The 25,850-nt window shown below is 44.6% G+C and carries 28 protein-coding genes and 1 pseudogene; 14 read left to right on the top strand and 15 right to left on the bottom strand.

Annotated elements, in window-relative coordinates:
* Positions 1 to 4: 4 nt before the first annotated feature.
* Positions 5 to 454, bottom strand: a complete 450-nt coding sequence (locus HPS54_RS09640) for a type I restriction enzyme HsdR N-terminal domain-containing protein (protein ID WP_172345241.1) — start codon at positions 452 to 454, stop codon at positions 5 to 7.
* Between the two features lie 124 nt (positions 455 to 578).
* On the opposite strand from HPS54_RS09640, the gene holA reads away from it, so the two are divergent.
* The 4 genes from holA to HPS54_RS09620 all read left to right on the top strand — a co-directional run bounded on the left by holA (position 579) and on the right by HPS54_RS09620 (position 4,639).
* Positions 579 to 1,607: a DNA polymerase III subunit delta gene (gene holA, locus HPS54_RS09635; protein ID WP_172345240.1), complete on the top strand. Its 1,029-nt coding sequence runs from the start codon at positions 579 to 581 to the stop codon at positions 1,605 to 1,607.
* A 776-nt stretch (positions 1,608 to 2,383) separates the two neighbouring features.
* Positions 2,384 to 2,848 carry a helix-turn-helix domain-containing protein gene (locus tag HPS54_RS09630; protein WP_172345239.1) on the top strand — a complete coding sequence of 155 codons (465 nt, stop codon included), beginning with the start codon at positions 2,384 to 2,386 and terminating at the stop codon, positions 2,846 to 2,848.
* Between the two features lie 115 nt (positions 2,849 to 2,963).
* Positions 2,964 to 3,740, top strand: a complete 777-nt coding sequence (locus HPS54_RS09625; protein WP_172345238.1) for a dihydroorotate dehydrogenase electron transfer subunit — start codon at positions 2,964 to 2,966, stop codon at positions 3,738 to 3,740.
* Positions 3,728 to 4,639 carry a dihydroorotate dehydrogenase gene (locus HPS54_RS09620; RefSeq protein WP_172345237.1) on the top strand — a complete coding sequence of 304 codons (912 nt, stop codon included), beginning with the start codon at positions 3,728 to 3,730 and terminating at the stop codon, positions 4,637 to 4,639. Before HPS54_RS09625 ends, HPS54_RS09620 begins: the two co-directional genes overlap by 13 nt.
* Before the next feature lie 4 nt (positions 4,640 to 4,643).
* Here HPS54_RS09620 and HPS54_RS09615 read toward each other — a convergent pair whose 3' ends face one another.
* Positions 4,644 to 4,835 carry a hypothetical protein gene (locus HPS54_RS09615; RefSeq protein ID WP_172345236.1) on the bottom strand — a complete coding sequence of 64 codons (192 nt, stop codon included), beginning with the start codon at positions 4,833 to 4,835 and terminating at the stop codon, positions 4,644 to 4,646.
* A gap of 376 nt (positions 4,836 to 5,211) precedes the next feature.
* Here HPS54_RS09615 and rpsF point away from each other — a divergent pair, with 376 nt between their 5' ends.
* The 3 genes from rpsF to rplI all read left to right on the top strand — a co-directional run bounded on the left by rpsF (position 5,212) and on the right by rplI (position 6,442).
* Positions 5,212 to 5,556 carry a 30S ribosomal protein S6 gene (rpsF, locus tag HPS54_RS09610; RefSeq protein ID WP_172345235.1) on the top strand — a complete coding sequence of 115 codons (345 nt, stop codon included), beginning with the start codon at positions 5,212 to 5,214 and terminating at the stop codon, positions 5,554 to 5,556.
* A gap of 48 nt (positions 5,557 to 5,604) precedes the next feature.
* Positions 5,605 to 5,829 (top strand): 30S ribosomal protein S18, encoded by a 225-nt coding sequence (rpsR, locus tag HPS54_RS09605; RefSeq protein ID WP_352230687.1) that lies wholly within the window; start codon positions 5,605 to 5,607, stop codon positions 5,827 to 5,829.
* Between the two features lie 94 nt (positions 5,830 to 5,923).
* The gene (gene rplI, locus HPS54_RS09600) at positions 5,924 to 6,442 is read left to right on the top strand and encodes a 50S ribosomal protein L9 (RefSeq protein WP_172345233.1); all 519 of its coding nucleotides are present in this window, start codon (positions 5,924 to 5,926) and stop codon (positions 6,440 to 6,442) included.
* Between the two features lie 177 nt (positions 6,443 to 6,619).
* On the opposite strand, the gene HPS54_RS09595 is transcribed toward rplI, so the two are convergent.
* From HPS54_RS09595 to HPS54_RS09580, 4 genes are read right to left on the bottom strand one after another with little or no spacing between them, the layout of a single operon-like run.
* Positions 6,620 to 7,525 carry a LysR family transcriptional regulator gene (locus HPS54_RS09595; RefSeq protein WP_172345232.1) on the bottom strand — a complete coding sequence of 302 codons (906 nt, stop codon included), beginning with the start codon at positions 7,523 to 7,525 and terminating at the stop codon, positions 6,620 to 6,622.
* A 55-nt stretch (positions 7,526 to 7,580) separates the two neighbouring features.
* A complete protein-coding gene (locus HPS54_RS09590; protein WP_172345231.1) occupies positions 7,581 to 8,054 on the bottom strand; it encodes a threonine/serine exporter family protein in 474 nt (157 codons plus the stop codon).
* Between the two features lie 17 nt (positions 8,055 to 8,071).
* Positions 8,072 to 8,845: a threonine/serine exporter family protein gene (locus HPS54_RS09585; RefSeq protein ID WP_172345230.1), complete on the bottom strand. Its 774-nt coding sequence runs from the start codon at positions 8,843 to 8,845 to the stop codon at positions 8,072 to 8,074.
* A complete protein-coding gene (locus HPS54_RS09580) occupies positions 8,838 to 9,026 on the bottom strand; it encodes a hypothetical protein (protein ID WP_172345229.1) in 189 nt (62 codons plus the stop codon). Before HPS54_RS09580 ends, HPS54_RS09585 begins: the two co-directional genes overlap by 8 nt.
* 341 nt (positions 9,027 to 9,367) lie before the next feature.
* Between HPS54_RS09580 and bla the strand changes: the two genes are divergently transcribed.
* On the top strand, positions 9,368 to 10,237 hold the full coding sequence (bla, locus tag HPS54_RS09575; protein ID WP_172345228.1) for a class A beta-lactamase: 870 nt from the start codon (positions 9,368 to 9,370) through the stop codon (positions 10,235 to 10,237).
* A 250-nt stretch (positions 10,238 to 10,487) separates the two neighbouring features.
* Here bla and coaBC read toward each other — a convergent pair whose 3' ends face one another.
* From coaBC to dnaN, 3 genes are all read right to left on the bottom strand, one after another.
* A complete protein-coding gene (coaBC, locus tag HPS54_RS09570; RefSeq protein ID WP_172345227.1) occupies positions 10,488 to 11,687 on the bottom strand; it encodes a bifunctional phosphopantothenoylcysteine decarboxylase/phosphopantothenate--cysteine ligase CoaBC in 1,200 nt (399 codons plus the stop codon).
* Positions 11,688 to 11,708: 21 nt separating this feature from the next.
* Positions 11,709 to 12,569, bottom strand: coding sequence for a 3'-5' exonuclease (locus HPS54_RS09565; RefSeq protein ID WP_172345226.1), 861 nt, complete (start codon positions 12,567 to 12,569; stop codon positions 11,709 to 11,711).
* A 244-nt stretch (positions 12,570 to 12,813) separates the two neighbouring features.
* Positions 12,814 to 13,938 carry a DNA polymerase III subunit beta gene (dnaN, locus tag HPS54_RS09560; protein ID WP_172345225.1) on the bottom strand — a complete coding sequence of 375 codons (1,125 nt, stop codon included), beginning with the start codon at positions 13,936 to 13,938 and terminating at the stop codon, positions 12,814 to 12,816.
* A 158-nt stretch (positions 13,939 to 14,096) separates the two neighbouring features.
* On the opposite strand from dnaN, the gene HPS54_RS09555 reads away from it, so the two are divergent.
* Positions 14,097 to 14,519, top strand: coding sequence for a DUF3127 domain-containing protein (locus HPS54_RS09555; protein WP_172345224.1), 423 nt, complete (start codon positions 14,097 to 14,099; stop codon positions 14,517 to 14,519).
* Positions 14,520 to 15,005: 486 nt separating this feature from the next.
* Positions 15,006 to 15,662, top strand: coding sequence for a hypothetical protein (locus HPS54_RS09550; protein WP_172345223.1), 657 nt, complete (start codon positions 15,006 to 15,008; stop codon positions 15,660 to 15,662).
* A gap of 1,114 nt (positions 15,663 to 16,776) precedes the next feature.
* On the opposite strand, the gene HPS54_RS09545 is transcribed toward HPS54_RS09550, so the two are convergent.
* A complete protein-coding gene (locus HPS54_RS09545; protein ID WP_172345222.1) occupies positions 16,777 to 17,697 on the bottom strand; it encodes a thioredoxin-like domain-containing protein in 921 nt (306 codons plus the stop codon).
* A 444-nt stretch (positions 17,698 to 18,141) separates the two neighbouring features.
* On the opposite strand from HPS54_RS09545, the gene HPS54_RS09540 reads away from it, so the two are divergent.
* On the top strand, positions 18,142 to 18,465 hold the full coding sequence (locus HPS54_RS09540) for a DMT family transporter (RefSeq protein ID WP_172345221.1): 324 nt from the start codon (positions 18,142 to 18,144) through the stop codon (positions 18,463 to 18,465).
* A 9-nt stretch (positions 18,466 to 18,474) separates the two neighbouring features.
* On the opposite strand, the gene HPS54_RS09535 is transcribed toward HPS54_RS09540, so the two are convergent.
* Positions 18,475 to 19,911 (bottom strand): MATE family efflux transporter, encoded by a 1,437-nt coding sequence (locus HPS54_RS09535; RefSeq protein ID WP_172345220.1) that lies wholly within the window; start codon positions 19,909 to 19,911, stop codon positions 18,475 to 18,477.
* Between the two features lie 140 nt (positions 19,912 to 20,051).
* Here HPS54_RS09535 and HPS54_RS09530 point away from each other — a divergent pair, with 140 nt between their 5' ends.
* Positions 20,052 to 20,909 carry a helix-turn-helix domain-containing protein gene (locus tag HPS54_RS09530; protein WP_172345219.1) on the top strand — a complete coding sequence of 286 codons (858 nt, stop codon included), beginning with the start codon at positions 20,052 to 20,054 and terminating at the stop codon, positions 20,907 to 20,909.
* A gap of 84 nt (positions 20,910 to 20,993) precedes the next feature.
* Here HPS54_RS09530 and HPS54_RS09525 read toward each other — a convergent pair whose 3' ends face one another.
* The gene (locus HPS54_RS09525) at positions 20,994 to 21,386 is read right to left on the bottom strand and encodes a winged helix-turn-helix transcriptional regulator (protein ID WP_172345218.1); all 393 of its coding nucleotides are present in this window, start codon (positions 21,384 to 21,386) and stop codon (positions 20,994 to 20,996) included.
* A gap of 129 nt (positions 21,387 to 21,515) precedes the next feature.
* Here HPS54_RS09525 and HPS54_RS09520 point away from each other — a divergent pair, with 129 nt between their 5' ends.
* Together HPS54_RS09520 and HPS54_RS09515 are read left to right on the top strand one after the other, a co-directional pair.
* Positions 21,516 to 22,418: a radical SAM protein gene (locus HPS54_RS09520; protein ID WP_253951983.1), complete on the top strand. Its 903-nt coding sequence runs from the start codon at positions 21,516 to 21,518 to the stop codon at positions 22,416 to 22,418.
* 760 nt (positions 22,419 to 23,178) lie between these two features.
* Complete coding sequence (locus HPS54_RS09515; protein ID WP_172345217.1) at positions 23,179 to 23,811, top strand: hypothetical protein; 633 nt, start codon at positions 23,179 to 23,181, stop codon at positions 23,809 to 23,811.
* A gap of 208 nt (positions 23,812 to 24,019) precedes the next feature.
* Here HPS54_RS09515 and HPS54_RS09510 read toward each other — a convergent pair whose 3' ends face one another.
* The 3 genes and pseudogenes from HPS54_RS09510 to HPS54_RS13125 all read right to left on the bottom strand — a co-directional run.
* Entirely contained in the window at positions 24,020 to 25,144 is a 1,125-nt protein-coding gene (locus tag HPS54_RS09510) for a winged helix DNA-binding domain-containing protein (RefSeq protein WP_172345216.1), read from the bottom strand.
* A gap of 13 nt (positions 25,145 to 25,157) precedes the next feature.
* A complete protein-coding gene (locus tag HPS54_RS09505; protein WP_172345215.1) occupies positions 25,158 to 25,517 on the bottom strand; it encodes a winged helix-turn-helix transcriptional regulator in 360 nt (119 codons plus the stop codon).
* A 213-nt stretch (positions 25,518 to 25,730) separates the two neighbouring features.
* Positions 25,731 to 25,850: pseudogene (locus HPS54_RS13125) on the bottom strand (IS30 family transposase); the annotation flags it as partial.

Genomic DNA, 25,850 nt, shown 5'->3' with positions numbered 1-25,850 from the left:
TATTTTAAAGTTGTTTATAATCGGGGATGTCATTCAAGAAGGTATACTTTCCGCCTTCATAGTCCATGCGGCAGCAATAGTGGCTCATGCCGTTGCTCACCACGAGATAGTCTACGTGCATGAGAATGTTGTATGCGAATATCTGGTTGAATGTTTTCTGGGTGATCTGTATCGTCGGAGCCTTATACTCTATAATCATCCGCGGCTGTAACATGTTGTCGTACAGCACGCTGTCGCACCGCAGGCTTTTCTGTCCGAGGCGCAGTTTCACCTCGTTGGCAAGCAATGATGTGGGATAGCCCTTGTGTTCCGTAAGGTAGTGGATGAAATGCTGGCGCACCCATTCCTCGGGAGTGAGGTTTACATATTTCCTCCTCAGCACGTCGAAAACGGCATGTCTGCCGCCTTTTTCTTTGATTTTTATTTCGTATGGAGGTAGGTTTAATCGATACATTTTATTAATTTTGCAATCGGACTGATGTTTTGTATGCCGCAAAGTTAGTTATTATTGTTGAAATAGTGAAGGATAGGGCGGTTTATCAAAACATCTGTGTCCTTATTTTATGCACTTGAAACAAATGGCAGATAAAAGTACAGCAACTTTCGACACGATAATGCGCGACCTGCGTGCCGGCAAATATGCGCCCGTATACGTACTTATGGGCGATGAGTCTTATTATATCGATAAGATTTCCGACTTTATTGCCGAAAACGCCCTTGCTCCTGAAGAAAGAGACTTCAACCAGACTGTTGTGTTTGGTGCCGATGTGACGGCGAGCCGTGTGGCGGATATGGCAAAACGCTATCCGATGATGGCGGAAAGGCAGGTTGTTGTTGTGAAAGAGGCTCAGAACATAAAAAACTGGGACGGTCTTGAGAAATATCTCGACAATCCTCAGCCTACCACCGTTCTTGTGTTGTGTCATAAAAACGGAACGATAGACGGGAGGAAGAAAATTGTTGGAAAGGCGGCTGCCGTTGGAGTTGTTTTTGAGAGCAGAAAGAAAAAGGAATCGGAACTGCCCGTTTTCATCGAGCATTATCTCAAGGTAAACGGAAATGCCACGATAGACAACAAGTCGGCGTTTATCATAGCAGGGCACATCGGGGCAGACCTCAGCAGGCTGACGGGCGAACTCGACAAGCTGATAATATCGCTTCCGGAAAACGACAGGCGCGTTACGCCCGAGATAATAGAAGGACGTATAGGTGTGAGCAAGGACTTTAATGCTTACGAATTGCGCAGTGCCGTGGCGGCGAAGGATGTGAAGAAGGCAAATCTCATTGTGAGATATTTTGACAAGAATCCAAAGTCGGGTGGGGTGTTCGTGCTTATTCCTACGCTCTTTTCTTATTTCCAGAATTTGATGATAGCCTATTATGCCCCCAACAGGATGAATGAAAACGACGTGGCAAAATGGCTCGACCTCCGCACATCGTGGCAGGCGAGAGACTACATGACAGGTATGAGAAACTATAGTGGGGTGAAGGTGATGCAGATTATTTCAAAAATAAGGGAGATTGATGCCAAAAGTAAGGGTTTGGACAACCCGAATACACCCGTAGGAGAGCTTATGAGAGAGCTTGTTTTCTTCATTTTGCACTGAAAAAAGCCACTTTTCATACCCTTTTTTATCTGGTTTGTTATTTTTTTCGGACAGAAAAAACAGAGTGATTGTGCACATAATCAGACACTTAAATCAAATTTTCCTCTCTATTTTCAGCGTATTTTGAACCGGCAGGACAGATGTTTGTAAATGTCGGAAAAATGCTCTTTTTTTCGATTTTCAGCCATGTTAAATTCAGCTTTAGCACTTATTAATATTTAAAACACTAAAATATAGAGTTGTAAATGTATGGTATTGTAAATTAAATTTACATTTTACAACGATAAATAATTTGTTGTTGTAAATAATCTCAGTGCTTAAATAAACAATTAAAGATACAAATATTTACATTTAAATACGAATACGTATATTTATACAATATTGTTTATGCAACATAAGTAGTTGAAAATCACCGTATTTATGTAAAAATATGTTGTCGTGACTACTAAAAAACGGCATTATACTCGATATTATAATGCATATTGGTAAATAAAGGTTTAATTTTGTTGTAATTAACCATTTTACAGTCATGTAATTACGAAAAATCTCTGTATAAATGATTTTCGAGTCTTTAAAGACGTCAATTTACATTTGTGTTTGTAAATAGCGGATATACAATAAACATGTATTTATATTTACAAATTTAAATAAATAAATTCAATATTCGTGTTTGTATGTTTTCTTTACATTTGTTGTCTGTGTCAGAAAAATGCTTTACCTTTGTAAAATCTTTGAAAAAGCGGACTTTCAGTCCATATTTATTATATAACAGCTTTATGAAAGACAGAATTAAGCAGATAATGGAGGCGCAGCACATGACGCAACAGACGTTCGCCAACTTCATAGGAATGTCTCCCGCTTCGCTCAGCAGCATCTTCAACGATCGTACCAAACCTACAATCAACACCGTGGAGGCTATAAAAAGCAAAATGCCTGCCATAAGTACCGACTGGTTGATGTTCGGCAGAGGGACAATGTTTGTGGACGAGGTAGAGGGTAATGATGCCGTACAGAAAGAAAACAATGGCGGATATGGCAGCGAACCGGCTCTTGACTTCATGGATGCTCCGGTTGCCCATACGACATACGGACAAGACAATCGTGCGCAGAATGCAAGGCGTGTCGCCGATACTGCCATGAACATCAACCTTGGGCAAGCAGAACGCCCCGTGCGCAAGATAACGGAGATAAGGGTCTTCTTTGACGACCAGACATACGAGAGTTTCGTACCTAAAAAATAAGGAGGTGGATGCCGCATTTGCGCTATTTTAGCGTATCTTTGCATACGCAATGTCTTTTATGTGGCATACAGGGTGTGTTTAGGACAGGCATTTCCTTAATATATAATAATGTGTGATGAAAAAGTATGTATTGGATCTTACGGTGGTATCCGTAGAGCATATAAACGATAAGTATGTGCTTATAAAACTCACAAGCGAGGCTCCGTTGCCGGATATGAAACCCGGTCAGTTTGTAGAGGTGAGAGTAGACGGTTCGCCTTCTACGTTTCTTCGCCGCCCCATTTCAATAAACATGGTCGACCGGGATACAAACCTGTTGTGGCTTCTTGTAGCTACCGTGGGAGACGGTACGCGCAGGCTTGCCGGTCTGAAAGGTGGCGACAAGCTTAACTGTATGCTGCCTTTGGGCAACGGATTTACCTTGCCGGAAGACAAAAACAAGCGTATTCTGCTTGTCGGAGGCGGCGTTGGTGTGGCTCCGTTGCTGTATATGGGACGCGTGATGGCGGATATGGGCTGTGAGCCGACGTTTTTGTTGGGAGCCCGTTCGGCAGGCGATTTGCTTATGATCGATGAGTTTAAAAAGTACGGGCGCGTGTGCGTGACGACGGAAGACGGCACGGCAGGCGAAAAAGGATTTGTCACAAACCACTCCATATTGTCTTCCGAGACGTTTGACAGGATAAGTACTTGCGGTCCCAAGCCTATGATGATGGCTGTGGCAAAGTATGCCGCACGGACGGGTACGGACTGTGAAGTGTCGCTCGAGAATAAGATGGCATGCGGTGTCGGAGCCTGTCTGTGCTGCGTAGAAGGCACGGATGAGGGTAATTTGTGTGTATGTAAGGAAGGTCCGGTGTTTAATACAAAAAAACTGTTATGGCAGATTTAAGAGTTAGAATAAAGGATTTGTGTCTGAAAAATCCGGTTATGACGGCATCGGGTACATTCGGATATGGTTTGGAATTTGCCGATTTCATGCCTTTAGACGGTATCGGCGGCATAATAGTCAAGGGAACAACGCTCCGTTCGAGACAGGGAAATGATTATCCGCGCATGGTGGAGACGGCATCGGGAATGCTCAACTGCGTGGGGCTTCAGAATAAGGGCGTGGACTATTTCTGCGAGCATATATATCCTCAGATCAAGGATATAGATACCAATATGATAGTGAATGTGAGCGGTTCTTCGCCAGACGACTATGCCGAGTGTGCAGCCCGCATAGATGCGTTGGAGAATATTCCGGCAATAGAGCTTAATATTTCGTGTCCTAATGTGCGCCAGGGAGGTATGGCGTTTGGTGTTACCTGTGAGGGTGCGGCAAGCGTAGTAAAGGCTGTGCGTGCACGATATCATAAGACGCTGATCGTAAAACTGTCGCCAAATGTTACTGACATATCCGAGATTGCACGTGCTGTTGAGGCAGAAGGAGCTGATAGTGTTTCGCTGATAAATACTCTTATGGGTATGGCTATAGACATAGAACGGCGCACACCGATGCTAAGTATAGGGACAGGAGGATTGAGCGGTCCGGCGGTGAAGCCAGTGGCTTTGCGCATGGTATGGCAGACAGCAAAGGCTGTGAATATTCCGGTTGTAGGTCTTGGAGGTATATGCAATGCAAAAGATGCAATAGAGTTTATGCTTGCAGGGGCTACTGCTATAGAGATAGGTACGGCTAATTTTATCGACCCTGCAGTGTCGGTAAAGGTCAGAGACGGTATAAACGAATGGCTTGACAGCCATGGATGCAAGTCGGTTACAGAGATTATAGGGGCATTGAAAGACTGAAAATTCAGTACTTGCTTTCTTTCTTCGTAGCTAATACATGCACGATTATTCCCACTATGACAAGAAAAACGGATAGAAACAACATTGTGTTGACGTTGCTTCGGATGAAAAGGCTACAGGTGATAAGCATTGTCAGACCTGCATAGACGAGCCATAAGCCAATGTCGCTTATATATTTTCTTGGAATGTGAGCCATTGTGTTTGCAAAGATACGCAGAATATTCGACAAAACAAAATAGCGGAAGTCGGGCTTTTTTAGCCCGGTTCGCGGTGGCGAAGCCAATTTTGTGAGTCAAATATACGAATAAGTCGAGAGCAAAACAACAAATTCATTTGTTTTTTGCCGAGCGTGAGTATATAAGACGAAGACGTAGTCGAAGTCAAAGATACGTAGAATAATTGGCAGAAGACCGGTCCTTTGATATAAAATCACCGGTCGTTTATCGTAATAAAATAAAAAATAAGTTAAAAGCAATGCGGTTTCATGTCGTTTGTTTACCATATATAAATAAAAAGATGTAATTTTGCACCGCATTTTGCAAATTAACATTTAATTAATTATTTAAATTAGTATGAATCAATACGAAACCGTTTTCATTTTAACTCCCGTTTTGTCTGATGAGCAGATGAAGGAAGCGGTCGCTAAATTCAAGAAGGTTCTTACCGATAAAGGTGCTGAGATCTTGAACGAAGAGACTTGGGGATTGAAGAAGATGGCTTATGCTATTCAGAAGAAATCTACAGGTTTCTATTGCCTGTTGGAATTCAAGGCAGAGCCGGAAGTAATCAAAACTCTTGAGACAGGATACCGTCGTGATGAGAAGGTTATCCGCTTTATGACAGTGAAGCTCGACAAGTACGCTGTACAGTATGCCGAGAAGAGAAGAAACAAATTTGCTAAAAAAGAGGAGGCTTAAATCATGGCAGCACAAGAATCAGAAATAAGATATTTGACTCCACCTTCAGTGGATACAAAGAAGAAGAAGTATTGCCGTTTTAAGAAGAGCGGTATAAAGTATATTGATTATAAGGATCCTGAGTTCTTGAAGAAATTCCTCAACGAGCAGGGAAAGATTCTTCCCCGTCGTATCACAGGAACTTCACTGAAGTATCAGCGCCGTGTGGCTCAGGCTGTCAAGCGTGCACGCCAGATAGCCCTGCTTCCTTATGTAACTGATATGATGAAATAAAATGTAAGTTTATGAGTTCGTAAGTTTGTAGGTTTTCAATAAAACTCAAAACTAAAAAACTCAAAGACAAAGAAACTCAAAACTTATAAGAATTATGGAAATAATATTGAAAGAAGATATTATCGGCTTAGGATATAAGAACGATATAGTAAACGTAAAGTCCGGTTACGGTCGTAATTACCTTATTCCTCAAGGTAAAGGCGTTATCGCATCACCTTCTGCAAAGAAGATTCTTGCTGAGAACCTTAAGCAGCAGGCTCACAAACTGGCAGCTATCAAGGCTGAGGCTGAGAAGAAGGCTGAGGCTCTTAACGGTGTTGTGCTTGTTATTGAGACTAAGGTCAGTGCTACAGGTGTTACTTACGGTTCGGTAAATGCAAACATCGTGGCTGAAGAGCTGAAGAAGAAAGGATTTGATATTGACCGCAAGATTATCGTAATGAACGATATCAAGACTGTCGGCGACTTTTCTGCAAAGATATGCTTCCACAAGGAAGTTGAGGTTGAAGTACCTGTAAAGGTTGTTGACGCGAATGCAAAGCCGGAAGTAAAGGCAGAAGAAGCACCGGTTGAAGAAGCTCCCGTAGCAGAGGAGACAACAGTAGAAGAATAATTTTCGCACTGTAAAGCAGTTTTATATAAAATCCCGATAAGCCATGCGGTTTATCGGGGTTTTTGTTTTAATAGTATGTATTCTGCAATGTGATGTGACGTTGAATGCAGTGTTGTTATTTTCTTGCGGACTATTTATTTTTATTGTAGAGAATTATCTGCCGGATAATAATAAATCCTACTTTAGCCAGTCGTTTATTCTTTTCTTAACGAGTGATGTTTCGCATAAGATACGTATGAATTCTTTTGATGATTTCTTTTTATATGTTCCTTTAAGCATCTGTACGGAACCTTCCATCCGGCAGTCATCGCGGTTTATCGGGATTGCTTTTAAACAGTCATCTTCTTCTGTGGCAGAGTTGGATAGAATAGTGTACATGCCTGTATTTCGTACTAAACGTAGCAATGGTGTCACTTCGTCTATTTCCACACGTATGTTCAGTGCTGTCACACTGTCAGCAAGTATCTTGTCGAGCATGTTGCGTGCCTGTAATCCCTTTGCCGGCAGTGCAGCAGGATATCTTTCGAGGTCGTGAAGAGAGATATTGTTTTTTTCTGCAAGTGGATGATTTCTGTTGACTATTACAGACAAATGGTCGTCAAACAAGATATGCGATTCTATTTGCGGATAGTATTCAGTGGGGCGGAATGACAGTACGAAGTCAAGTTCTCGGCATGCAAGCCTTTTTATAAGTTCCTCCATCGGTTTGTATACAATGTTCAGATGTATTCCGGGATACCGGTGAATAAAGTCTTTTACCGTATCATTCATTACCATGTTGAACGAATGGGTTACGCCAATGTTTAATGTACCACATTTCAGTTCACGCAAATCCTCCATGCGGTTTGTACAGTTTTCAGCCATTTGTAGGGTTTTTTCTGCGTATGGCATGAGTTCCTTACCCGCTTCCGTCAGAGACACTTCGTGCGAATTCCTAAAGAACAGAAGGCAGTCCAGTTCTTCTTCAAGCTGTTTTATTGTCTGTGAAAAAGTGCTTTGCGTCACGTACATTTCCCTTGCAGCTTCAGAGAAATTCAGAAGACGAGCTAATGACATGAATGATTTAAGATGTCTTAGTTCCATATTATTTATTATATTTATATGTCAGGTACATAACCCTGTTGCAAAGTTAATAAAATCATCTTGTAGCAGAGAACGAATATTTATCAAAAAAGAATATAGGTATGGTGACACCTATAAGCATCAATAATATTATGATAGTGCATACCAGTCCGTTGTAACTCATTGTGCAAAGGTTGTGTATGAGAATGTTGTCCGGGCTTGGTTCGGTGCATTGCAGAAGTGCGTTTATTGTCCGATAGGCATACATTCCCGGTATCATAGGCAGAAGAGCCGGATATGACATGCTTTCAGCCGGTGTTTTCAGGTGTGACGAGACCGGAATGGATAACAGTCCGATGACGATGCTTCCTGCGAGACTTGCCCATATTATGGATATACATGACATACCCATCAGCAAGGTGCGTGTGCCATGTCCGGCTGCGGCAAGAAATGCGCATCCATAGAAAGCTCTTGTCGGAATATTGCTTATACTTCCGAATCCGACTGCTGCTATTGCTGCAAAAAAGCAATCTTCAATTATCGGTAACATTATATAAAAGGTATATTTCAGTGTGTTAATCCTATTCTCATTATCGTCATGGCTGCATAAAGCCCAGTAGACAGGCATATTGTCATTATTCCCGCATGAATGAAACGGCATATTGCGCATATATAATGGCGATTGATAAGGTCGCTTGCCGCATTGAGATAATGTATTCCCGGTACGAGATAGAGCACGGAAGTGGCAAGTGCAACGTCGGGTGTCTTGCCTATATTGAATACATAACCGGCGCACGACAGTATTGCCGACACACATCCTGCCATGAATATGGCGGCTCTTGCGTCCAGTTTCCATTTGCTGCAAAGGTTTCCTTTCATATAAAAACCACATGCAGTGGCAACAAGCACTATAGCCATCGATGCGTAGTCGCCGCCGAACAGACGGCAGAACGATGCGTTTGCGAGTGCCGTAAGCGATATTACCGCCGACGATGAAATTCTCCGTGCATTCACTATCCGGCGGTATTGTCTCATTATTATCTCCTGTTTCGGATGTCTGTCGTGACATCTCCAGCTAAGTCTGCTTAGTGCCGTTATGGTAGAGAAGTTTATTTCCCAGTCGGGTATCGCCCTGCTTCTCGTCGTGTTCTTTCCATTCCCGACATTCGTAACATTTACATCCACGTGGCGTGGATAAATGTTTATTTCCGCATGATAACCGCATGCGCCGGCAATCCTTTGCACATTCTTCTCTGTTCTTACCGTTGTCGCCCCACATCTCAGTATGGTTGCCGCATAGTCTGCAAGGAAATCTACCGGGAACACATTGCCTTCATTCATAGTCTTCGTCCTCGTCATCTTGCGTATATATAGTATTGTTATCCCATGTTATGATGTGATATTTGCTGTTCAGCTTGTTTACCTTGTGCCAAACCTTACTACCGAATGCAGTTAACAATACTAATGTGATACATCCATAGATAATCCATGTGTCATTGATGTTGAATAATGCAGATGTCATGATTTTCCTTTCTTTTATTTTTGTGCAAAGTTATTTGTTTATAAACTTATGCATACATATTTGCATGTGGTTGTTCTTATAGATGCTATCGTAAAAAATGAAACATGCTTATACTTGATATCATGGATTTCATGGGATAGCTGTCGGTTTTTTTATAAGAAAACAGACTGCCGTTGATACCGTTTATACCTGTTAACCATGAAAATCCGGAAAATAAACATGTATTGTTAATGATATATTTATTAATTTTGTACGCAGTGTTATATATGTTATTGATTTAATCCACACCATTTATAATTTATATGATTAACCGCAATGTTTTTTGTAAGGCTGCGTTTCTTATGGTTTTCGCGTTGATGATATCCGTTATATGCGGTGCCCGAGGCAGGTCGTTGGAAAAAGAACTGTTGTCTTATGTCCGCTCATGCCGGGCGAAGATAGGCGTTGCCGTGATTACCGATACCAATGATACCGTATGTGTGAACAATGACAGGCGCTACCCCATGAATAGCGTTATGAAGCTGTATCAGGCAATGGCAGTTGTGGAAACAATGCAGAATAAAGGAATATCTCTTGATTCATTGCTTTTTATATCTGACGAGGATTTGCATCCGGAGACTTACAGTCCTATGCGTGATGCTTGTCCGAAAGGTAACTTCAGAATATCTGTTGCCGGACTGTTGAAGTATTCTTTGCAACAAAGCGACAATAACGCGTGCGATATCCTTTTCGACAGGGTCGTCGGAACAAATGATACAGACGGATATATAAGGAGTTTGGGAATTGACGGGTTTGCAATAAAGGTGAACGAAAAGGAGATGTTCAATAATCATGAATTGTCCGTAAAGAACTGGAACTATCCTTTGTCGGCAGCTGCATTGATAAACAAGCTTTTTACGGAAAGGCTTTATTTACCCGTTTATAATGAATTTCTTATGGAAACATTGGTTTCCTGCAATACAGGGCAAAAACGCCTGTCTGCGCCGCTTTTGTCAACAGGTGCCGTTATAGGTCATAAGACAGGTACCGGCTTTACGTCGCCCGAAGGCTTACCGCAAGGCATAAATGATGTGGGTTTTGTCATGCTTCCCGACGGCAGGCATTATGCTATAGCTGTGTTCATAGAGTCTTCGTGCTGCAATATGGAGGACACGGAGCGTATGATAGCCGATATATCGGGGCTGGTTTATAAGTCTTTTATGAAAGAGTAAGGTCGTTTTAAAGCCGTCAGTAGTAGATAAAAGAAGATAAAGGGAGATAATAAGAAGATAAAAGACGTATGCTTTATAATGCGTGAACAGGAGATAAAAGGATAGAGGAAGATAAGAGAATGAGATAAAAGGCGATGTCCTTGTTCTAAGACTATTGTCTTTTATCTTCCGTGGCATAGCCACATATCTGCTTCTATCTTCCTCTATCTACTTTTTATTCTCTTATGTCGCCAAACTTACCAAGCAATAATCAATTCAAGAACCTGCGTACAAGTTCATCCACAATATCCGCAGCAACCTCCGTTTTAGGCTTCTTTTCATATTCTTTCACGGAGTCTTTGGATATTATCGTTATCTTGTTGTCGTCGCTCCTGAATGTCGTTCCCTCGTTGCGTGTGGAGTTCAGCACGATGAAGTCCAGATTTTTCTTTTCAAGTTTTTTGCGTGCATTGCTTTCCTCGTCATTTGTTTCGAGGGCGAAACCTACGAGTCGCTGGTCGGGTCTCTTTATTTTTCCAAGATGCCGGGCAATGTCATGTGTCGGAGAAAGGCGTATGACCATGTCCTCGTTGCCACGCTTTATTTTCTGCTCTTCCGTGTGTTCGGGGCGGAAATCAGCCACGGCGGCACACAATATCGCCGCATCGGCATCCTTAAATTCGGCTACTGTCGCGTTATACATCTCCTCACAGCTTTCCACATCGGTTCTTTTAATGCGCGATGATGCCTTCATGCTTACCGGACCGGCTATGAGTCTTACGTCCGCTCCGCGTGCAGCACACTCCTCGGCAATGGCAAAGCCCATTTTTCCACTTGAATAGTTGCCTATAAACCTCACCGGGTCTATCTTCTCGTATGTGGGTCCTGCCGTTATGACTATTTTCTTTCCTTTCAGTTCTTGCGGTTTGTTGTCGAAATGATGTTCCAGTATTTCAGCGATAATCTCCGGTTCTTCCATGCGCCCCTTTCCCTCAAGTCCGCTTGCCAGAAAGCCCTTTTGCGGTTCGATGATAATGTTTCCATATTCCTGAAGCCGTTTCAGGTTCTGCTGGGTTGACGGGTGTGCAAACATGTCGAGGTCCATAGCCGGAGCAACAAATACCGGAGCTTTCATCGACAGATAAGTCGTTATGAGCATGTTGTCCGCCACTCCGCCTGCCATTTTCCCTATTGTACTTGCCGTACATGGCGCTATGAGCATGGCGTCTGCCCAAAGACCGAGGTCTACATGCGAGTTCCATGTACCGTCGCGTTGTGAGAAAAACTCGCTTATGACGGGCTTATGGGTCAGCGCAGACAGTGTTATGGGAGTGATGAACTCCTTGCCTGCCGGTGTGATTACGACTTGCACTTCCGCCCCGCGCTTTATCAGTTCGCGTATTATGAGGCATGATTTGTATGCAGCTATGCTGCCTGTTATGCCTAAGACTATCTTTTTTCCTTTTAGCATAAGACTGTCTTATAATGTTTCTTAGCCTTTCCTGTTAGTATATTCTTTCAGCCTGATGCGTGTCAGTACCTGCTTGGTGTTGTAGGTAAAGTCGTTGCTGAGCATCCAACTGAAGTAGCCCGGGTCGCGGTTCAGCACTTCCGCCACGCTCCAACCTTTGTATTTTCCGAAGTTAAATGCCTCCTGAAGTCTTGGCTTGCCGTCCTTGTCGGTAAGTACATTGCCTGCAGCGTCTTTCATTTCCTTCCATACTATGCGTCCTGCAAAGTCAACATTGTTGTTTGTCTTCGAGAATTCAGCCAGTTCGTCCATGTCGTTGTTCAGCTGCCGCTCCGGTTCTTCCTGCTTTCCCGGTGCATACATGTCCAGTTCGGCTTGCAGCACCCTGTATGTCGCCTCGGTGTCCTGGTCGGCTCTGTGCGCCTCAAAGTCGTCCTCCATCTTGCGTCCGCAGTAGAATTTGTATGCGGCAGCGAGATTGCGGCGTTCCATTTTGTGGAATATTGTCTGCACGTCTATCAGTCGGCACCTGCTGAAATCAAAGTCAATGCCGGCACGCAGGAACTCTTCGGCGAGCATCGGAATGTCGAAGTGGTTGGAGTTGAAGCCGGCAAAGTCACATCCCTTGAACTCCTCTGCCAGTCCTGCCGCCAGCTCCTTGAATGTAGGCTGTCCCTTAACGTCATCGTTTGAGATGCCCGTAAGCTCTGTTATTTCCTGCGGTATGGGCTTGCCCGGGTTTACAAAGAGGTTCTGTCGTTTTTCCGTTCCGTCGGGATTGGCTTTGATATAAGATATCTGGATTACTCTGTCTTTTACAAGATCCAACCCTGTTGTCTCCAGGTCGAAGACAATCAGGGGTTTTGTTAGGTTTAGTTTCATAATGATAAATAACCGGTTTCTGCCGTTAAGTAGATGTTCAAAATTAAACGTATATATATTAATCGGTAGATGCTATTATTTATTTTACCATTATATCGTACGTTATTTGTTTAGTAATTAATTTCGAACATCTATTTTTCTTTAATTGTTTTACTGTATTTATAAATAAAAAGGCGAGGATGTGTTTTTGCGCACAGCCTCCCTTTTTTCATGTATATTCTATTTCTTTAAGAACGTTCTGCAATCAGTCGTTGAGCAACATCGGCATTATGAGCATCAGTATGTCCTCGTTCTCGGGCTGTTCGGACGGGATGATGAGACATGGGCGGCTCGGGTCGGCAAGCTCCATGGTCACTTCCTCGCTGTCAAGGTTGTTCAGAATGTCTGTCAGTGACGGTCCCTTGAACCCTATGCTCATCGGATTGCCGATATAGTCGCATACGATTTCTTCCTTTGCACTTGTGTAGAAGTCTATGTCCTCCGACGATATTTCGAGCTTGCCCGTTTCGATGTGCAGGCGTACAAGCTGGCTGCTCTCGCTTGCAAACGGCAGTACGCGGCGCAGTGCCCCTATAAGCACCCTGCGGTCTATCGTCATGTGGTTCGGGTTGTTCTGCGGTATCACGGAGTTGTAGTTTGGATAGCGCCCTTCTATAAGCCGGCATACGAGCGAACCCTCGTTGAAGGTTATTTCCGCGTTGCGGTCGTCAAAGCGTATCACGGCGTCTCCCTCGTCTTTTGCAAGCACGTTTTTCAGCAGGTTTGCCGGTTTCTTGGGCAATATGAATGCCGCCGGTGTCTCGCTCTTTATATTGAAGTTCTTGTTTCTTACCAACTTGTGCCCGTCGCTTGCCACGATTGCCAGCGCATCTGCCGTCAGGTCGAAGTAGATGCCGTTCATCACGGGGCGCAACTCTTCGTTTGCCGTGGCGAATATCGAGCGTGTGATGTTGTTAGCCAGTATGTTTGCCGGAAGCGTCAGCGTTGTTACGTTTGCCGGAAGTTCCTGTGTGCGTGGATATTCGTCGGCGTTTTGTGCCGTGAAGTTGTACACACCGTTCTGGTAGACAACCTTTACAGCCATTGTTGCGGTGTCCACGTCGAGTGTCAGTGGCTGCTCCGGCAGTTCTTTTACCGCGTCGAGTATGGTGTGGCTGTTTATGGCGAACTGTCCGTCGGCGTCCGATTCGTCAAGTTGCATGGTCGATTTCATCACATTCTCGCTGTCCGATGCCGTGATAGTCAGTATATTGTTGTTTATTTCAAACAAGAAGCAGTCCAATATCGGCAGTGAGTTCTTGCTGTTCAGAACTTTAGACAATGTGGAAAGACGGCTGTTTAGAGTCGTGCTTGACAGTGTTAGTCTCATAGGTGGTTTATTTTAATATGTTTTTATTTATACAAAATGCAGCTACAAAAATACAAAAAACATATCGTAATACAAAAAAACAAGGTGGAAAGTTCCTTAATTTAGAACTATTTTATTAATTTCGCAGACTGTATAAATCGAGATATAAAAACAAGAATATGGAAATAGAAGGAAAGATAATCATGGTTCTTCCGGAACAGAGCGGTGTTTCTGCCCGTACAGGCAATGCCTGGAAGTCGCAGGAGTTTGTAATAGAGACGCACGAGCAGTATCCACGCAAGTGTTGTTTCAGGGTTTTCGGGGCAGACAGGCTTGCAACCATGAACATACAGAGCGGCGAGGAACTGCGCGTAAGCGTGGATATAGACGCTCGTGAGTATAACGGACGCTGGTTTAACAGTATAAACGCATGGAAAGTGGAGCGCATAGACCCCATGGCGGCTCAGGCTGCCGCACAGGCGCCACAGCCTTCTGCCACAGAAGCCTTTCCGCCGGCACCCGGTGCTCCTGCTGCACAGGCTTCCGCTGCACCGTTTGCACCGGCATCTGAGGAAAGCAGCGCGGACGATCTGCCGTTCTAAATGATTTTATCCGTAAACCAAAAGACCGCAACGTAGGGAACAATACCCATGTTGCGGTCTTTTGGTTTACGGATACAGATAAAGATATTTGTAGTATTTTTGCCCTTGTCACAGATAATTCGTATTTTTGCAACAATTCATACAGTGTATGGTGATACGTCTGTTATAGTGATACAGTTTATAATTTCAAGTAATGTCAAATCTTAAAATTAAAGAGCTTATGATATAAACAGTCATATAAAGACATATAAATAAAGAAGCGTTAGCTTATATTCTTGCTTATCGAAATTCGCCAAATTAAAAATAAGCCACAAGAGTGAAAGTTAATGCTCACGCCTATGGCGTGGGCTTTTACTCGTATATGTGGCAATGGTGTTTGGCGATACCTCGATAAGCGTAGACGAAGTTATTGGTCCGCGCTTTTTTATTGTCTGTTATCGTGGTGTCGGACTTTTATTTGCTTAACATTTAATTATATTTTATACAATGAGAAAGTCTATATTTGCAGTTGTTTTCATGTTTGTTGTTATTTGCGCGCACGCACAGAACCCGTCTGCTGCCAAGGAAGCGGCTTATAAGTTATATAACAGAATGTCGTTGTCTTACAGTTCAAAGAGTGCCGATGTCAAATATATTGATTACGATGTCTCGCTTGACGGCATTGCTTTGGCGTGGACAATAGGTATTCCTGTAAGTCAGACCGTTCCTTTATACATGGAGACCGGACTCCGTGCCGCTTATAATTGGGGCACGGACGACCTTGTTGATTTCGAGGAGAATGAGTATATGGATTTAAAACACCACTTGTTTTCGGTGCTTGTACCGGTCAATCTTACTTGCAGGTTTCAGATACCAAATACAAACCTCAGGCTCTCTCCATATTCGGGATTATACATGAGGGGGAATATAGTAGGACGGACTGAGGTTAAATCAAAGAACCTGCGGGGTACATTGGATTGGGCGGATAGTGTTCCGGATGACGGTATAGGAATGAAGACGGTTTCTTTTGGATGGCATATAGGTGCCGGACTTGAAATAAGTCGGTTTTATCTTGGGCTTGGTTATGAGCGTGACTTGACCGATTTTGCCAAGATTGTCAAGGCGTCATCCGGTTTTTCCGTTACGGCTGGAGTTGTATTATAATATGTTTTGTCGGCAAATGTTGCGGTAGAATACGGCTGGGGAATAAAATATGTCTTTTGCTCATGCCTCATGAGCAATGTTGCTTTTATTGTAATGTTCGGCACTTTTATGTTTTTAATAGACATGGAGTGACGGACATTACATGATTTTTAATATTTCGGTTTAGATATGCAGGTATTAATCCGGTGGCAAATCAATGGTCCAAATAGCTTTTGTAAACGGCATTTCATATTTGTTGCTTTCTATGTTAATTTGTGTTTTCATAGGTTAAAACCACGACTTCGTTTTCTTCACTTATTATGTTGTAAAATAGAAAAGCCTCTGCACAAAAGCAGATGTTTGTGCAATTAATTTTGTTAAAAAGGATATTGTAAAGGCATGAATTGTGCACAGAACTTCGGGTAATGTGCAATCGCAGTGCGATAAATTACATTTTTTAACACGTAGAAGATGTTTTCCGCCTGTTTTTTCAACTCCTTAAAACCACGTTTTGCTGCATATTTATAATGGTTTCGGGCATGATTGGCATGTAAAACATGCTGTTTTACCTTGTAAAATAGGCATCTTTAGCGTGTTAAACGCCATGTTTTACGATGTAATATATGCCACTTTGCAGGGTAATATGGCGTATTTTGCATAGTAATATGGCATATATTGCAGAATAAGGCATATTTTATGTTATCATGAAGAGATATAAGTGATTTTTCAATGTCGGTAACTTCATGAGACTTGGATATTTCGTGCGAGCGATGAAAATATTCGGGAAGCATGGCTTTTTCATGTTAAAACGGAACTTGGCATTGTTAATTTATGTAATAAAATAAGGCGTTTCTTATGCTTTCCTGTACTTGTGAGTGTTGTTGCTATATGTGTGTATAAGTAGGAAGATAAAAGGAGATAGAGGAAGATATGTGGCTAAAGCCACAGAAGATAAAAGACAATGGTCTTGTCTAAAGCAGTTGCATTTGTCTTTTATCTCCATTTATCTTCCCTTATCTTCTTTTATCTCCTTCTTCTATTGTCTCTTATCTCCTGTGGCGCAAGCCACATATCTCCCTCTATCTTCTTTTATCTTCCCTTATCTCCCTTATCTTCTTCTTTGCTTCCCGTTGTTTCAGAAGAATGAGAACATTATCTTTTGGTGCATTTGTATCTGCTTTGCATTGTTGTCATGGTCAGGCAGCCATTTCTTCATGCTTTTTATTACGCGGTATCCCTCTTTTGCAAACAGGCGTATACACTCGTTGTATATGTCTTTCTGCTGTTTTGCAGGATATTTTTCCAGACTTGCTTTGTCGTAGCTGTTTATCTTGCATTCGGTTGCCGTAATGTCGGTGATGCTTCCGTCCGGGTTTATCGTGAAGTGCATAAGCACTTCGCCCTCCGCCTTTATGCTTTTTGCAAGTTCGGGATATTGCAGGCTGTTGCTTATGAAGTTTACGACGCCTTTCCAACCTTTAGGATAACGTGCGTACACGGCAGAGTTAGCATGACTTGTCATCATCTTGTACGAGGCAGAATCTAACACTTCCAGTGCATATTTCAGCTTCATGATATCCACCGTGCCGAATATCACCTTGCCTTTTGTGTCGAGGAGATACATCGTCGGCAGCCATTTAATGTGGTAGTCTTTGGATATACCTGTTTGTTTCCATGGTTTCAGCTCGCTGTGGTGTATCCATGACATCCCGTTGTTGCGTACACATTTCTGCCAAACCTCCTTGTTTGTGTCGAATGAAACGCTGACGAACGCCACCATATCCGAAGAGTACCGCCTGTGAAGTTCCTTCATTTCGGGTATGTCCTTGCGGCAGCCCGGACACCATGATGCCCAGAAGTCGAGTACCACGAACTTGCCCTTCAGCGAACTTAGCTGTTTGCCGGCAAGACTGTCGCCGTTGGATATGATGAAGTCCGGTGCCTGCTCCCCGTATTTCAGCAAGTCGGTGGCATACTTCTTGTCAAGATCTTCCTGTGCGTTGCAGTACAATGAAATGAACATGGATAATGTGAGGAATAAGAATATTTTTTTCATAGTTTGGATAATAATATAAATAAGATGAAAACTGTTGATGTGAAGACAAATCGTCGTAATCTGTCTTCAAAAATACAAAGATATATAATCTGTTTGTAAACCACAATAAAGTGATTTAAAATATGAAGTTTTTTAATAAAATGGAGATAGGGGGGAGATTTTTATAAGGAGATAAATGAAGATAGGGGAAGATATGTGGAGATTCTTATAATGAGATAAAGGAAGATAGAGGAAGATATGTGGCTAAAGCCACAGAAGATAAAGGACAATAGCTTTGGAAAAAGCAATCTGGCATTTGTCTTTTATCTCCATTTATCTTCCCTTATCTTCTTTTATCTCCTTATAAAATCTCCTTTTACGAAATAATATGTGTAATTTTGCAGCGCCTCGGAAGGAGTCGCCGGGAATTTCTGCAGCCCTCAAGAAGGCAACGCGTTTTTTATTATGAATTGGATTATCCTTATTGTCGCAGGGCTTTGCGAGGTTGGTTTTACATTCTGTCTGGGTCGTGCTAAGGCAACCGAAGGCATACAGTGGTGGTGCTGGATGGGAGGTTTCATCGTTTTTACAGTCTTAAGTATGGGGCTGCTGGCAAAAGCCACGCAGACCCTGCCCCTTGGAACGGCATATCCCGTATGGACAGGTATCGGAGCCGTGGGCACAGTGCTTATGGGAATTCTTGTTTTTCACGAGCCCGCAACCCTTTGGCGGCTGTTTTTCATCACCACACTGATAGCATCTATTGTAGGACTTAAAACCGTATCATGACTTTTTCCATTAGTCCTTATTGGTCCTATTAGTCTTATTGGTCTTATTAGCCTTATTAGACCAATTAGCCTTATTTGTATTATCGCCCCTGTCGCCCAGCCACATCACTGTAATGACGCCGCAGGTGAGCGCCTCTGCCAATGGAATGGCAAACCAAAGTCCTGCCACTCCCGCCATGTGGGGCAGCAGCATGAAGCACGGCACGAGCAATATCACGCCGCGCAGAAGCGTCAGCAGCGTGGATCTTGTCGCATGTTCTATGCTCTGCCAGTAGCCGATGAAGGCGATGTTAACGGCGAAAAATACTCCGCACACGGCAAAACGGGGCAACCCCGACACTGTTAGCGACCATGCTTTGCTGCCAACGGGAAGGAATAGGGTGGCTATTGTCTCAGCACCCGCCGCAAGGAAGAACGTGACGAACAGTCCCGATACCAGCGCAGCCTGCAGAGACAGGCACAGCGCGCGGCGCACACGGTCGTGACGACCGGCACCGTGGTTGTAGCTGATGATGGGTTGTGCCGACTGTGCCACAGCGTTTCCGATGGAGAACACCACGGGGAAGAGATAGCACACCACGGCAAACGCTGCCACACCGTCCTCATCAAGTATTGAGAGAAACATGCGGTTGCCCGTAAACATCATCACACCCATTGCCAGTTCGGTGAGCATTGTGGCAAAACCAATCTTTGCCATGTAGCCCGTGTTGCGCAGAGTGAGCAGCAACGAAGTGACGGATAGTTTCAAACGATAGAAGCGAAGACGGTCGCCGAATAGCGGAAAATAAGCCAATGCCGTCAGTCCGCCCGCCACATTTGCAATAGACGTGGCAATTGCAGCGCCCATGACACCCATGTGCAGCGGGAAGATAAAATACCAATCCAGTACGATGTTTAGTGCAGCCACCACCACCTGTATCCACATTGCATATCGCGGTGAGCCGTCAAGACGGATAAGCATCATGCCGACATATTGCACGCAGAGGAACAATATGCCCGGCAACATCCACAACAGATAGTGTATGGCATCGGTTTCGAGAATAATACTGGCACCAAGCAAGCCCACAATATGCCGTGGGAAAAGCAGACACACGCCGCATATAACCGCCATCAGCAGCGAACCGACGGCAATTGCCTGTGTCATGACTATGCGCGCCGTCTTGATGTTGCCCTCCGACATGCGTATGCCTGCTATCACCGATGCGCCGACGCCGAACATAAGTCCGATGCCTGTACCCAGCATATACACCGGAGCCACAATATTCACCGAGGCAATGCCGCACGCACCAACGCCATGACCAACGAATATTCCGTCGATGACAGTCAGTGCCGATGTGAAAATCATTGCTATTAGTGTAGGAAAGAAAAGTGCGCGAAATAGCGAACCTATCTTTCCGTCGCCAAAGTCGAGCCTGTCGCGGTCGAGGTTTCTCTCATTCTTTTTCATAACATTTCCCTTATTTGTTTTCATTGTGCAAAGGTAATGATAAAAAGATGCAGTGGCACGTTGATTTTTCGGGGTATAATGGTACAAATCAATACTGGGAATGATGTAATGTTATGGAAATATAGTAATTTTGTCTCCGTATGAACATTCTTTACAAAGAAGATTCTACGGGCGTAACCGATTGGCAACAAAGTGTAGGACGCCCACTAAGAACCGCCGGATGCCTGTTGTTTTTGTGCACGGCAGGTCGTGCCGTTGTGTCTGTAAATATGCAGAAGAAACCGTTGCGTTGCGGTAGCCTGCTCGTTGTCACGCAAGATATGTTTGCCATGCCCGAGGCTGTATCGGTTGATTTCGCGGCGCGCTATGTTTCGCTGTCGGACGCTACACTTTGGACTGCTTATTATCGCATACCGGACACATCGCTGTGGGGCATACTTTCTTCCTCGCCCGTTCTGTTTCTGGGACCGCATCATGTACAACTCGTTGCCGATTGGTTCTCGCGTGCAGCCTATCTGCTTACCGCCATTGAACCGCCTGAACGTACCGTCATGCTGGGTTACGAGGCTTATAATCTTTTCTCTGCCATAGGTGTTGAGTTGGCACGTCACGGAATGAAATTAGAAGACGCTGACATACATCCTGCTCGCTTCGTGACAAATCGCTTTTGGGCATTGCTTATGAGGCACTCGCCGCATCGGCGCGATGTGAAGTTCTATGCAAATGCACTAAACATCACACCCGACTATTTATATAAGGTGTGTCGCAGCGTATATGGCACTTCACCCAAGGCACTCATCGACCAACAGTTGACGGTGGAGATAAGAACCCTTCTTGCAGACACCGACATGAGTGTCAAGGAGATCGCCGCCCGTTTCTGTTTCGAAGACGACTCATACCTATGCCGCTTCTTCCGCCGTAACACGGGGCTTTCGCCAATGGAGTTTCGTCTCGGTCGGAAGTCCGATCAGTGGAGGAATGTTGAAATGCGAAGTTGAAAGAAGTCGTTAGCATACATCATGGAAAATAAAGGACAATAGGTTAAAACTTTTATCAACAAAGCATACGTCTTTTATCTCCTTTTATCTTCCTTTGCCTCCCTCTATATCCTTCATACTATCACGATGCAGCCGTGCCCTGTTGTGCATAATCGTATCGAAATTTTCACGTCCCCATTCAATCAGTCCCTGTACGTGGGGTAGGAGCGTGCGCCCGAACTCCGTGACAGAGTATTCCGTTCGTGGAGGCACGTCGGCATAAAGCCGGCGCTCGAGCAGACCGTCGGCACAGAGTTGTCGCAGTACTGCCGCGAGAACTTTCTCCGACAATGAGGGAATGGTGCGGTAAAGTTCGCTGAAACGAATCGTCCCGTTGCTTTCCGCCACTTTCAATAACACCACAAGTGTCCATTTGTTTCCTATCCACTCGAGCATGGGAGCCGCCTTGCAATATCCGTAGTCCAATTTTTTTGCCATATCTTTTCCTTCGTAACGTCTTTGCAATGAGCGATACTAACCTGCCGGTAAGGGTCAAACCTTTTGGTAAGTCATTGCAAATACGACGTTTATCGTATAATTTTGCATCTGCAAAGTTAAACAAAAACAATGAATTTTATGAACCAGCCACAACTACATTTCACCGGACAGGTATGGCGTCCGCCTTATGAGGCTGCCTCGCAACTGCTACAGCTTACCTCCGGATGCACCTGGCACAGATGCAAGTTCTGTACCCTGTACCACGGCACGCGCTTCCGCATGTCGCCACTCTCCGAGATTGAGACCGACCTCAAAGTTATCCGTCAATGGCAGCCCCGCGCCCGCCGTGTCTATCTTACCGGCGCCAATCCTATGGCGTTGAGCTACTCACGCCTGCTCGACGTGGCATTGTTGATGCGAAAGTATCTGCGCCACATGGTGTCGTTCGGCATGTTTGCCCGTGTAACCGACATTGCACCCAAAACGATAGACGAACTCAAAAACCTGCACCACCTCGGATTAGACGGTATAAACATTGGCATGGAGACTGCCCACGACCCTACGCTGCACCGTATGGACAAGGGATATACTGCCGCTGATATCCTTGCCCAGCTCTCTAAACTCGATGAGGCAGGCATACGATACAATGTGTTCTATCTCAACGGGCTTGCCGGACGTGGCAACGGCATGGCGAGTGCCACAGCCACCGCCGATGTTCTCAACCGCTTGCATCCTTGTATCATTAACATCGTTTCATTGACAGTGTTTCCCGAGTCGCGTTTGTATAGTGAGGTGGTGGACGGTACTTACGAGGAGACGCCCGAGATAGAGCGCCTCGCAGAGACCCGCACTCTTATCGAACGGCTTACTATCAGGACCAATATTCTCGGTCATCACGTATCAAACACTGTGCCCGTAACCGGTGCTTTGCCACATGACCGCGCCGCCTTGCTTGCAGAGTTCGACCGTGCCATGGCATCCTTTCCCGAAGAGGAACTTAAGGCATACCGCGACGGCATAAACCACTTGTAGGTATGCATACATTAGAGTGAGTTCCGGATAAGTACATCCGGATATGTCTTCCACTGCTGGGGCTTTTATTGTACGATGTGTTTGTCGGCATAAAAGAAACGTAAATAAAAATGGAAAAACAACCGTTGGTGTCACTTTTATAATGTTTTACAATTGTATTTTCGTACAAAAGTACTATCTTTGCGTATCGTTCAGCTTAAGGCACAACGGTTTATGATGAAATTCTGTGGTGTGGGATGAGGAACATCTTACCATTCAGACTTTATCATGACATGCTCTTAATGTAACAGTATCAACCCCGTCTTTCTTATAAGAGTATCACGGGAGAGTCATAAACAATTAAAAAAGGAGGTTTAGAGACAAACACGAGAAGAAAGGAACGCAAAACAGAAACAGGGAACACGACAGCCGGAAGGCTGCATCCCACAGGGTTCAGTAGAAAAAACGCCGCACCGGAACACGGGCGGCAAAGACAATCCAACTAACCGAAGAAAGCGTCTCCGTTCCGATACACTTGAAAAAAGGACATATATAACATACTATATAAAATATTGAGCTTTTAGCTCTTGTTCTCTCATCTATGAATACCGCCAATATTCGCACATTGAGAACAAGCGGACTGAAGGTTCACGCTAGTAAGGCGTGAACTATTCTGTGCTTGTTAATGTGCAGGTCACTTGGCGGTAACCGATAGATGAGGCAAGCAAAGGAATGGTTACACGCCTTTTTCATAATCAAATTAATTAAAAATCATGGTATTATGAAGAAAATATATTCTTGTTTTATATTGCTTTTTGCAATATGTTTAAGTACATTTGCCCAATCTACTATCAGTTATGGGCAGATCAGTTGTTTTTGCCCTCAAACGGGACAGACACTTGGCGGCGGAAGCATTGTTGCAATTACTTTCTACGATGGGTATATATATCATCCTTTATACGGAAAACTGTGGGCGATTCAACGGAATGGTGACGGTTCAACCTCTTATATGCCGCAGCAGTTTGCCGGTACACCAGCAATGCAGTTAGATGCAGTGCTGATTTCGGAAGACAGGCAGAGAATGGAAGAAAGAATAACATCCACTATGGGAAATATGAGTATAAATATGATTAACACATTCACCTCAGTGGGAGAGGATGGTGGACAAGCTGCTCAGCGATGGGCAGACGCGCAGGCTGCTTCAAAGAGAGGTGGAACAATTTCAAGACGTAATGAAGACAGAGAATGCAGATCATGTGGAGGGACAGGTGTTTCCAAAACTCCTCACTCAGGTGGTTCGCGCACTTCTTGGGTCGCTTATTACAATTCTCAGGGTAATAAATGTCCGTATTGTAATGGATATACAGGGCATTATCATGATAAGTGTTCAAGTTGCAGTGTACCGTCATATTAAACTTAGTAAATTAATCAAGCAAGACCGTTTCTCAAAGAAGAGTGAAAAACGGTAATATAAGAGCGGAAATACATTTTTATAAGAGTATTGTTGGACAGTTATTTGTGTGGTGGAATGGGTTTCGTGCCAGTTCCACCGCATGTTTATGTTTTGTATGTGATTTTCGGATTGTGGTGCGGATTGTAGCTCTGGATGCGCGAGTTTATCTCTACAGCTCGGCGAAGCGCGAGTAGGTAGCGCGCGCATTTGTTGTGTTCGTGCGGTATTCGGGGCGGAAGAAGTCGAGACGATCCGTGCGTGGATGCCAGTTGCCAACGATATGCCCGTTGCTGACTATTACGGGACGGAAGATGCCGTTGTTGCTGAAGGCGCAGGCACGGAAGTCGTCTTCGAGCACGTGGTGGCGGCTTTTGTATCCTATGAGATACTCATCGTATGGCGGCAGGAGTAGTGTGTGAGGAGTGGATGATAAGTTGTTTGGAGTGGTTGCGATGTTGGAAATGTCATGATGAAGATAGTAGGTATCGCCGTCAATGGTATGCTCTGTCAGTTCCGCTGCGATGGCAGATATGGCGCGGCGGCATTCTCTGACAGGAAGTCCTGTCCACCAAGTGAAGTCGCGCAGCGTGGCGGGGGAATGGCTGCGGAAGTATTTGTGCGCCAGCAACGCCATTGCCTTTTCACGTCCGGGCATACTTTGGGCTTCCGATGATATGCGCGAGGCAATGAGGGCATATGTGTTCCGGCGCTCGTCTAGGTGTCCGCTGCATATAATACCGTCAATCTCGGCACGCCGAAGGTATATGGAGAGTCTATATTCGTCAGTGCTGAACCCTCGTTCAGAGAGCGCGGTGGTCAGTTCTTCCTTGCGCATGGAGTCATGTCCTTGCAGTATCTCTTCCATCATACGGTTGAACCGTGCATATTCTTTCTCGCTGATGACGTGCCCGTGTGATGCGAGATAACTGTTTATTGCGCGGCGGTTGCGGTCGGCACAGAGCGAGAGCATCCAGTGCAGGTCCTCGGCGGCAACAAGTTGCCAAGTGCAGCGGAAGAGATGTGTGCGGATGATGCGTCTTTCGTTGTATGCGCGGCGGAAAGCATTTATGGATGGTTGCCGCGTGCGCATTGCCACAGCCCAACGCATCGATTTGTAATCCTGTGCCTGCACCATGCCCATCCATTCTACTGCATCGTGTGGGTCATCAAATCTTGGTGAGTCAAGTTGTTGGGCGAGCAGTCGCAGACGGGGTATATCGGCGGCAGTAAGCGAAGTGCCTGACATTGGTGTGGATGTAATGGAATTTGTGGCGTTGTGGGATAGGATGGACATATCTATATTTGCTTTAAACAGGATTGTGTGCAGATTTTCTTTTCTCCATACGTGCCACGGCCCACTGCGTCAGTTCGGCGATGATGGGCAGCAGGGAGTCGCCCTCGGACGTTATGGAGTATTCTACGCGTGGCGGTACGTCGGGATAGGCGCGGCGGCTTATCAATCCGTCGGCTTCGAGTTGCTTAAGCGTTGAGCTAAGTACTTTGGGCGAGATGTCGGGTAGGGCGCGTTCCATTTCTCCGAACCGCAGGTAACGGCACTCGCCGAGCATGGTGAGTAACAGCAGTCCCCACTTGGTACTGAAGCGCGAAATGATGTTGCGGATAGGGCAGTCGGCGGTGTCTGCATATTTTTTTAGTTCTTCTTTCATCTTTTTTCTCTCTGATACTCAGCAAAAGTTACCGTCGGGTAAGTGGGTTACCGCACGGTAACTTATTGTGGGAGTGATAGTTTTGTTGTAATTTTGCAGTGTCGCAAGGGTCCCTATCGGGACGTTGCGCAAAGGTAACATAAATAACATTAAAACAAGAAGAAATCATGAACGAACTGAAAAAAACGAACGAAGGCAACGGCTATCGCAGGTTCAACTGGCAAGTGCAAAAATAGCGATTTGTTTGAAGAATTCTTCTTTTGGAGTTGAGAAATTGAGTTTTTTGCGTGGACGGAGATTCAGTTTCTTTCCGACATTCCGAATGTAATTGTC

Source organism: Xylanibacter caecicola, assembly GCF_013166515.1.
Taxonomy (GTDB): domain Bacteria; phylum Bacteroidota; class Bacteroidia; order Bacteroidales; family Bacteroidaceae; genus Prevotella; species Prevotella caecicola.
Note: the sequence above shows the minus strand (reverse complement) of the source record. Positions and strands in the feature narration are given on the sequence as shown.